9 protein-coding genes are annotated in these 8,406 nt (G+C 66.8%); 7 read left to right on the forward strand and 2 right to left on the reverse strand.

Annotated elements, in window-relative coordinates:
• A partial coding sequence (gene acsA / locus LQV16_RS21920; protein ID WP_229995971.1) for an acetate--CoA ligase occupies positions 1-1,775 on the reverse strand: 1,775 nt, incomplete at its 3' end.
• 87 nt (positions 1,776-1,862) lie between these two features.
• On the opposite strand from acsA, the gene pyrE reads away from it, so the two are divergent.
• The 4 genes from pyrE (at position 1,863) to LQV16_RS21940 (ending at position 5,095) form a co-directional block, all read left to right on the forward strand.
• Positions 1,863-2,447, forward strand: coding sequence for an orotate phosphoribosyltransferase (gene pyrE / locus LQV16_RS21925; protein WP_229995972.1), 585 nt, complete (start codon positions 1,863-1,865; stop codon positions 2,445-2,447).
• Between the two features lie 97 nt (positions 2,448-2,544).
• A complete protein-coding gene (locus LQV16_RS21930; protein ID WP_229995973.1) occupies positions 2,545-3,318 on the forward strand; it encodes a GAF and ANTAR domain-containing protein in 774 nt (257 codons plus the stop codon).
• Between the two features lie 95 nt (positions 3,319-3,413).
• Positions 3,414-3,959 (forward strand): hypothetical protein, encoded by a 546-nt coding sequence (locus LQV16_RS21935; RefSeq protein WP_229995974.1) that lies wholly within the window; start codon positions 3,414-3,416, stop codon positions 3,957-3,959.
• A 107-nt stretch (positions 3,960-4,066) separates the two neighbouring features.
• Positions 4,067-5,095 carry a thioesterase domain-containing protein gene (locus LQV16_RS21940; RefSeq protein WP_229995975.1) on the forward strand — a complete coding sequence of 343 codons (1,029 nt, stop codon included), beginning with the start codon at positions 4,067-4,069 and terminating at the stop codon, positions 5,093-5,095.
• Between the two features lie 8 nt (positions 5,096-5,103).
• On the opposite strand, the gene LQV16_RS21945 is transcribed toward LQV16_RS21940, so the two are convergent.
• Complete coding sequence (locus LQV16_RS21945; protein ID WP_229995976.1) at positions 5,104-5,958, reverse strand: HAD-IIA family hydrolase; 855 nt, start codon at positions 5,956-5,958, stop codon at positions 5,104-5,106.
• A gap of 96 nt (positions 5,959-6,054) precedes the next feature.
• Between LQV16_RS21945 and LQV16_RS21950 the strand changes: the two genes are divergently transcribed.
• The 3 genes from LQV16_RS21950 to LQV16_RS21960 all read left to right on the forward strand — a co-directional run bounded on the left by LQV16_RS21950 (position 6,055) and on the right by LQV16_RS21960 (position 8,392).
• Positions 6,055-6,708, forward strand: a complete 654-nt coding sequence (locus LQV16_RS21950) for a TrmH family RNA methyltransferase (RefSeq protein WP_229995978.1) — start codon at positions 6,055-6,057, stop codon at positions 6,706-6,708.
• A gap of 236 nt (positions 6,709-6,944) precedes the next feature.
• Positions 6,945-7,964: a class II fructose-bisphosphate aldolase gene (fbaA, locus tag LQV16_RS21955; protein WP_091565009.1), complete on the forward strand. Its 1,020-nt coding sequence runs from the start codon at positions 6,945-6,947 to the stop codon at positions 7,962-7,964.
• A 2-nt stretch (positions 7,965-7,966) separates the two neighbouring features.
• Positions 7,967-8,392, forward strand: a complete 426-nt coding sequence (locus LQV16_RS21960; protein ID WP_229995977.1) for a DUF3151 domain-containing protein — start codon at positions 7,967-7,969, stop codon at positions 8,390-8,392.
• Positions 8,393-8,406 lie beyond the last annotated feature (14 nt).

The raw sequence follows: 8,406 nt of genomic DNA on the forward strand, positions 1-8,406 counted from the left end.
CCCTCGGGCAGACCGAGCTCCCGGGCCTTGAGCAGGCGCCGGAGGATCTTCCCGCTGCGGGTCTTGGGCAGCGCGGTGGTGAAGTCGAGCAGCCGCGGTGCGACGGCGGCGCCCAGCCGCTTGCGGGCGAATCCGATGATCTCCAGTGCCAGCTCCCCGGACGGGTCCCAGCCGGTCCGGAGCTCAACGAAGGCCTTAACTACCTCGCCGGCCACCGGGTCCGGAACTCCGATCACACCGGCTTCGGCCACGGCCGGGTGCTCCATGAGGGAACTCTCCACCTCGAACGGGCCGATCAGGTGCCCCGAGGACTTGATGACGTCGTCGCCCCGGCCGACAAACCAGTAGTAGCCGTCGGCGTCGCGTCTGGCCAGATCCCCGGTCAGGTACCAGCCGCCGGCGAAGCAGCGGCGGTAGCGCTCCTCCTCGTGCAGGTAGCCGCGGAACATGGAGGGCCAGCCGGGCCGGAGAGCCAGTTCCCCCATGGCGTCGGGGGCCGTGACCAGCGCCGCTTCGCCGTCGCGGATGACGGGCTTGCCGTCCGGGTCCCGGGCCACGAGGGCTGCCTCGACGCCGGGGAGCGGCCGGCCCATGGAACCGGGCCGGATCTCAGTGGCGGCGTAGTTGGAAATCATGATGCCGCCGGTTTCGGTCTGCCACCAGTTGTCATGCACCGGCTGCCCGAATGCCTCCTGCCCCCACACCACCACCTCGGGGTTGAGCGGCTCGCCGACGCTGGCGACGAAACGCAGGGCGGAGAGGTCGTGTCCCGCGGTCCGGCCGGTCCCGGCTTTCATGAGCATGCGCAAGGCCGTCGGGGCCGTGTACCAGACCGTGACTCCCTGTTCGGCGAGGATCCGGTACCACCGGTCTGCGTCCATTTCCTCCTCGTCCACGATGGCCGTCACCCCGTGGCTCAGGGGTGCGATCACGCCGTACGAGGTTCCGGTGACCCAGCCGGGGTCCGCCGTGCACCAGTAGACGTCCCCGGGGTGCAGGTCCAGGGCAAAGGTGCCGGTCGCGTGGTGGGCGGTCACGGCGTCGTGCACGTGGATGGCGCCTTTCGGGGTGCCGGTGGTGCCGGAGGTGAAGTGCAGCAGGGCCATGTCTTCGGGTTGGGTTGCCGCGATCTCCCCGTCCGGCGGGGCTTCCCGCATGAGGGCTGTCAGGTCCAGGGTTCCGGGCTCCGGATCGCCTTCGGCGTCGATGAGCAGGACGTGGCGCAGTTCCGGGAGCTGCTCGCGGAGCTGGGCGATCTTCCGGCGGTATAGCGCCCGCGTGGTCACCAGCGCCCGGCCGGAGCCGAGCAAGAGGCGCTGCCGCACGGGCTCGGGGCCGAACGCGGAGAACAACGGGCAGAACACGCTCGCGTTCTTGAACGTGCCGAGCACCGCGACGTACAGGTCCGGGCCGCGGCCGGTGAGGGAGAAAACCCGTTCCCCGCGGCGGATGCCCAGACTGCGCAGGACCCCGGCGAAGCGGTTGGTCTGTTCCGCGAGTTCGGCGTAGTTCAGCGAGTGCGTGCTGCCATCGGCCCGGACGAACCGCAGAGCCTCCCGGCCGGCGCCGCTGCCGGCCGCGTGCCGGTCCACTGCCTCGTAGGCAATGTTGAGGCCGCGGCCACCGGGGAGCCCGGACAGGGCGCGTCGGCCCTCATCCCAGGTGAACGCCGCGCGCGCCGCGTCATAGTCCACCAGGTTCGGCCGGACCCGGAAACTGCCGATGTCTTTGGTGATCGCAGGCCAACGCATGGATGGTTCGGTTCCTGCCGTCATGGTTCCATCCGACTCCCGTGTGCCGGTGCCGCCAAGAGTAAAAGGTCCCGGGCCGTCGGCCCCGGACCAGCCACTAAACTGGGACCCATGACTGCCACCCGTGACTTCGCAGCTGACGCTGCCTCTGCCCGTGCCCGACTCCTGGAACTGATCAAGGAACTGGCCGTCGTCCGCGGCAAGGTCATTCTCTCCAGCGGAGCGGAAGCCGACTACTACATTGACCTGCGCCGCATCACGCTGCACCACGAGGCGTCCAAGCTGGTGGGACAGGTCATGCTCTCCCTGATGGAGGACGCCGGGATCGATTTCGAGTGCGCCGGCGGGCTCACCATGGGGGCAGATCCGGTGGGCACCGCCGTCATGCATGCCGCCGTCGACGCCGGCCGCCCGGTGGACGCGTTCGTTGTCCGCAAGGCGCAGAAGTCCTACGGCATGGGCCGCCAGGTGGAAGGTCCCTCGGTCGAGGGTCGCAAGGTCCTGGTCCTGGAGGACACCTCAACCACCGGCGGTTCCGCGCTGACCGCCGTCGAAGGCGTCCGTAAGGCCGGCGGCAACGTGGTGGCCGTCGCCGTGATCGTGGACCGCGACACGGGAGCCAAGGAAAAGATCGAGGCCGAAGCCGGTGTTCCGTATCTCTTCGCCTTCGGCAAGGACGAACTGGGCCTCAACTAGCGCTCCGCCCTCGGCTGACGGGGATGGACGGGGTACAGGGGGTGACTTATCATTTCTTAAATACCCCCGTCCGTACCCGCATCTGGAGAAACGCGCCATGCTCCCGCACCCCGAAGACTTGAGGGCTGACTCCGTCGGCACTGTCGACCAGATCCAGAACCTGATCCTGGACAGCGCGGACTTCGAAGTGTTCCTGAACGAACTCGCGCGTTTTTCCGCGCACCAGGTGGCGGGCTCCGGCGACGACGCGCTGTGCGGAATTACCCTGCTCCGGGACCGTAAGGCCGCCACGATCGGGTGGAGCAGTGACTCCGCCCGCGAAGTGGACGAGATCCAGTACTCACTGTCCCAGGGCCCATGCCTGACCGCTGCCAAGGAGGAACGGGAAGTCTACGTCCCTGACCTCTTCGACGAGGACCGCTGGGGCCCTGACTATGCCTCCGCCGTCGCCTCGCACGGCCTGCGCTCGGTGTTGTCGGTGCCTTTCCACCTCCAGGGCGAAGCCCAGGCGGCGCTGAACCTCTACTCCGATGTCCCGCACAAGTTCGACGGCGACGTCGCTGTCCGGGCCCGCGGCTACACCCGTGAAATCTCCCAGGCGCTGCGGCTGGCAGTCCGCTTCTCGCTGCACACGGACAGCGCCACCAACCTGCGCGCCACCCTTGAATCCCGGACCGTCATCGACATGGCGATCGGGATCGTCATGGCGCAGAACCGCTGCGACCAGGAAACCGCGGTCCGGATCCTCACCGATGCGTCCAGTAACGGCAACGTCAAACTCCGCGATATCGCCACCTCCCTGGTGCAGTCTGTGGGCGGAACGGCAACCCGGACGCACTACGAAGAGCCGGACCGGCGACAGGCGGGCTGAACCGGCAGTCGCCTATGACTTGTGTGCAACCACAAGCGCGGATACGCTGAATGAGGTTGAGCCGTCGGCCATAGACATCCTTCTTTGGAGTACCTATGGACCAGACACTGCAAGCCCACGTCAAACTCGATGTCGTTTCCGACGTCGTCCGGATTAGTGTCCGGGGGAGCCTCACGCAAGCCTCCCGCCCCTCCCTGACGCACATTGTCCAGCGCGTTCGCCGCATGGGGATCATCTCGCACATCCGCGTCGACCTCGGCCTGGCCGCATTTGTGGAATCATCGGCGCTGGCCGGCCTGCGCAACGACCTCAACGCGATCGACGGCGGGAGCGCCGGCTCGGACATCGCCGGCATGCCCGCCCCCGGCGGCGTTTCCCTGGAGCTGACCGCGCACCGCGACGATTCCGCCGCATTGCCCACCCTGGACATGTCCGGGGAATTCCTGTCCTCCGTCGATCCCTCCGGCACCCGGCGGCTGACCCGGTTCTCCGACGACGAACTCTTCGCCGCGAGCGACTGTGTGTTCGGCCTGCTCGATGACCCCGCTGACATGGCCCGCTCGGAACTGCTGGCAACGTATGACGAGATCGGCATGGAGATCAGCCGTCGCGAGGTCGGCCGCGAGCCCGAGCCTGTCTAGCCGGCCAGCGGCGGCAACGCCGCTCCAGGCTGCCCTTCTGTCTTCCGGATTGGTCGGGTTTCTCATCCCCGCCGGACCGTGGATACGGTAGTAATGTGCCGGCCGAGATGGAACCGAACCATCCGCGAGGCCCCGGTGCTGCCGAGGCCCGCATGCTCCGCCGCGCCGTCGAGCTTAAACGGGTTTCCCGGCGGACATTCCTGATCGGCGCCGGGTCCGCTTCACTGCTGGCGGCGGACATGCTGTTCACGCGGCGCGTGCAGACCGATCGGCGTGTCACCCGGATCCTCGAAGTGCCGGATGACGTCGCCGAACTGTACTATCCCCACGCCAGCTGGATCCTGTTCCCCGGCTACAAGACGGGCTGGGAAGAAGCCCTGTGGATCCTGAACGCCTTGCGCGGATCCTTGAACAAGAGGGGCCGGCTCGGCGCCGTCGGGTATTCCAACGAGGGGCTGGACATCGACGAGGTGGTCATTGCCGTGATCGAGTACGTCCGCGCCCACAATCTCACCACCCTCTACTTCTACGGCCATAGTTTCGGCGGCATGGTGGCAACTCAGGTGGCTGCCCGGCTGCGCGAGCTGCACGGCGTCGAAGTGGCGTTCATCCTCCTGGATTCCAGCCCGGCGAGCCGGCACGACGTGCTGGACCAGAGCTGGTTTGAGGGCGTGGTGCTGCTCTACGAAAGCGGGTTCCGCTTCCCTACGGTGCTGCGCGGTGGCTACGAGCTCGGCGAGAGGATGCTGCACAAGAATGAGCGCAGTTGGGGCCAAGTAGTGGACCAGACCCTGGAACAGCTGTCTCCGCTCGCGCCGTCCAGCGTGCTGATCCAGTCCGAATCCGCCTACATCTACCACTTTGAGGCAAGCCGTTTCGTCGGGAAACTCGGCGAAACAAAGATGGCGTTCATCGGCAACCCCCGGGACAAGACCGTGGACTACGAGACCGCCCGGGATACGTGGTCGCTGACCTTCAAAGCCAACATGGCCTCGGATGACCTGCGCACCGACGGGGCGAGGCCGGAGCACGCGAGCCCGGGCTGGAGCCCGTTCGTCTACCGGCCCATCATCGACAAACTCCAGGACGACCTCTTTCCGCTGCCGGGCGGCGGCGGGAAGAAGACCGCGTTCTAGGGGTTTCCTCAGATCTGGTTCTTGAGGTCCGCCACGGAATTCAGGATCTGGTTCGGCCGGAACGGGTACGCGGCGATGTCGTCCCGGTGGGTGATGCCGCTGAGCACCAGCACCGTGTGCAGGCCCGCTTCCATGCCGGCGATGATGTCGGTGTCCATGCGGTCGCCGATCATGGCTGTGGTTTCCGAATGCGCGTCGATCTGGTTCATCGCCGAGCGGAACATCATCGGGTTGGGCTTGCCCACAATGTACGGTTCGCGGCCCGTGGCCTTGGTGATGAGGGCGGCGATGGCCCCGGTGGCAGGCATGGGGCCGTCCTTCGAGGGCCCGGTGGCGTCCGGGTTGGTGGCGATGAAACGCGCGCCGGCCAGGATCAGGCGGATGGCCATGGTGATGGCTTCAAACGAGTAGGTGCGGGTCTCGCCGAGCACCACGAAGTCGGGGTTCTGGTCGGTGAGGATGAAGCCTGCCTCGTGGAGCGCCGTCGTGAGTCCTGCTTCGCCGATCGTGTAGGCGCGGTTCCCCGATTCGGAGCCGCGGACCTGGTCCTTGAGGAACTGGGCAGTTGCCAGGGCCGACGTCCAGATGTTCTCCTCCGGGATTTCCAGTCCGGAAGAACTGAGCCGGGCCGCGAGGTCCCGGGGCGTGAAGATCGAGTTGTTGGTCAGCACGAGGAACCGTTTGGAGGTGTCCACCCAGCGCTGGATCAGCTCCGAGGCGCCCGGGATGGGCTGGTTCTCGTGGACCAGCACGCCGTCCATGTCCGTGAGCCAGCATTCGATTTCCTGGCCACTGCGGTACATCGAGGCATATGAACGTGCCCCGTCTGAGTCGGTCCCCTGCTCTTCGCGCTGATCTGCCATGGTGTCCTCCGCCGTAAGTGTGCCGCTACCTGCCTCCCAGTCTAATGTTGAGGCGTGACTGAACCCGAGATCCCCGGCGACGCCGGCGTAGAGCCTGTGCCAGAGACGTCAGCGGACCCGGCGGCAGTGGCGGAACCGAAGGCGGAGGTCGGCGTCGGCCCCTGGGAAGGCGAACTTCCACAGGGCGAGCACTGGGACCCGGACCTCCTGGCGGACGGCGACCGGCGCAACGTGGTGGACAAATACCGCTACTGGAAGCACGAGGCGATCGTGGCGGACCTGGACTCCAAGCGCCACAATTTCCACATCGCGATCGAGAACTGGCAGCACGACCTCAACATCGGCACCGTGGTCCGGACCGCCAACGCGTTCCTCGCCAAGGAAGTCCACATCATCGGACGACGCCGGTGGAACCGCCGCGGGGCCATGGTTACCGACCGCTACCAGCACGTCCGCCACCACCCCACCGTTGAGGACTTCGTGACCTGGGCGCAGGGGGAGGGGCTGGCGATCATCGGGATCGACATCTTCCCGGACTCCGTCCCGCTGGAAACCTACGAACTGCCCAGGGACTGCGTCCTGGTCTTCGGCCAGGAGGGCCCGGGCCTGACCCCTGAGGTCCACGACGCGGCGCTGGACACCTTGTCGATCGAGCAGTTCGGCTCCACCCGCTCCATCAACGCGGCCTCTGCCGCCGCGATCGCGATGCACGCCTGGATCCGCCGCCACGTGTTCGGCCAGCACCTCTAACTGCCGCCGAGATGGCACTTCACGGCAATGCTTTCGCCCAACACTGCCGCGAACTGCCGTCTGGGCGGGAAGCTCGGGCGGTGAGCGGCAGGCGGGACCGCCGGGGGAGCGAGTGTTACACAGGCACAGTGACCGGAGACACTGCCCCGGAGCAGGAATGACTAGGATGGTTCCTAGCCGACGAGGTTCCCTCCAGGAGCACCAGCCCGTAGACGAAATTCACTTTAGGAGTCAGCATGCCCATTGCAACCCCAGAGATCTACTCCGAGATGATCGACCGTGCAAAGACGGGTGGCTTCGCCTTCCCGGCTGTCAACGTCACGTCCTCCCAGACCCTAAACGCCGCCATGCGCGGCTTCGCCGAGGCGGAATCCGATGGCATCGTCCAGGTCTCCACCGGCGGCGCGGCCTACTGGTCCGGTGCCTCCACCAAGGACATGGTTGCCGGCTCCCTGGGCTTCGCGGCCTTCGCCCGCGAGGTCGCCAAGAACTACGGCGTCAACATCGCCCTGCACACGGACCACTGCCCCAAGGACAAGCTGGACGGCTTCGTGCTCCCACTGCTCGCCGCTTCCGAGGCAGAGGTCAAGGCCGGCCGCAACCCCTTCTTCAACTCGCACATGTGGGACGGCTCCGCCGAGACCCTGCAGGAAAACCTGCGGATCGCCCGGGAACTGCTCGAGCGCACGGCTGCCGCCAAGATGATCCTCGAAGTTGAGATCGGCACCGTTGGCGGCGAGGAGGACGGCGTCGAAAACGCCATCAACGACAAGCTTTACACCACGGTCGAGGACGCCCTGGCCACCATCGACGCTCTCGGTTCCGGCGAAAACGGCCGCTACATCACGGCGCTGACCTTCGGCAACGTGCACGGCGTATACAAGCCGGGCGGCGTCAAGCTCCGCCCGGAGATCCTCAAGGACATCCAGGAGCAGGTGGGCGCCAAGATCGGCAAGTCCAACCCGTTCGACCTCGTGTTCCACGGCGGCTCCGGCTCCTCGGACAAGGAAATCGCGGACGCCGTCTCCTACGGTGTCATCAAGATGAACATCGACACCGACACCCAGTACGCGTACACCCGCCCGGTGGTGGACCACATGTTCCGCAACTACGACGGCGTGCTGAAGGTCGACGGCGAGGTCGGCAGCAAGAAGCTCTACGATCCCCGCGTCTGGGGCGCTTCCGCCGAGGCCGGCCTGGCCGCCCGTGTGGTCGAGGCCGCCCAGCAGCTGGGCTCCACCGGCAAGACCTTCTAGCCATGTCCGACGAGTTCCGCAAGAACCTGATGGGTCCCGAGCCCACGCTCCTGCCTGCCGAGACTGAGATCTACCAGCACCTCGCGCTCGGCCAGGAAGCCGTGGACCTCGTGGCCAAGCACCCCACGTCCTCGCTCCTGTGGGCCATCCTGGCCGAGGAAGCGTGGGACGAGGGCCGCACCATCGATTCCTACGCGTACTCGCGGGTGGGCTACCACCGCGGCCTGGATTCGCTGCGCCGCAACGGCTGGCGCGGCGTCGGGCCGATCCCGTGGGAGCACGAACCCAACCGCGGCTTCCTGCGCTCCCTCTACTCGCTGGGCCGGGCGTCCGCGGCGATCGGCGAGGCCGAGGAACCGGAGCGGATCGAAAAGTTCCTCAAGGACTCCGATCCCGGCGCAAGGGCCGCCATCGAGTCCGAGGGCTGACGCGCGGTTAACCG

The organism is Arthrobacter sp. Bi26 (genome assembly GCF_918697925.1).
Classification (GTDB): Bacteria; Actinomycetota; Actinomycetes; order Actinomycetales; family Micrococcaceae; genus Arthrobacter.

Coding starts and splice junctions, on each gene's coding strand:
- fbaA (WP_091565009.1), top strand. CDS start 6,945: ATGCCCATTGCAACCCCAGAGATCTACTCCGAGATGATCGACCGTGCA.
- LQV16_RS21945 (WP_229995976.1), bottom strand. CDS start 5,958: ATGGCAGATCAGCGCGAAGAGCAGGGGACCGACTCAGACGGGGCACGT.
- LQV16_RS21960 (WP_229995977.1), top strand. CDS start 7,967: ATGTCCGACGAGTTCCGCAAGAACCTGATGGGTCCCGAGCCCACGCTC.
- LQV16_RS21930 (WP_229995973.1), top strand. CDS start 2,545: ATGCTCCCGCACCCCGAAGACTTGAGGGCTGACTCCGTCGGCACTGTC.
- pyrE (WP_229995972.1), top strand. CDS start 1,863: ATGACTGCCACCCGTGACTTCGCAGCTGACGCTGCCTCTGCCCGTGCC.
- LQV16_RS21940 (WP_229995975.1), top strand. CDS start 4,067: ATGGAACCGAACCATCCGCGAGGCCCCGGTGCTGCCGAGGCCCGCATG.
- LQV16_RS21935 (WP_229995974.1), top strand. CDS start 3,414: ATGGACCAGACACTGCAAGCCCACGTCAAACTCGATGTCGTTTCCGAC.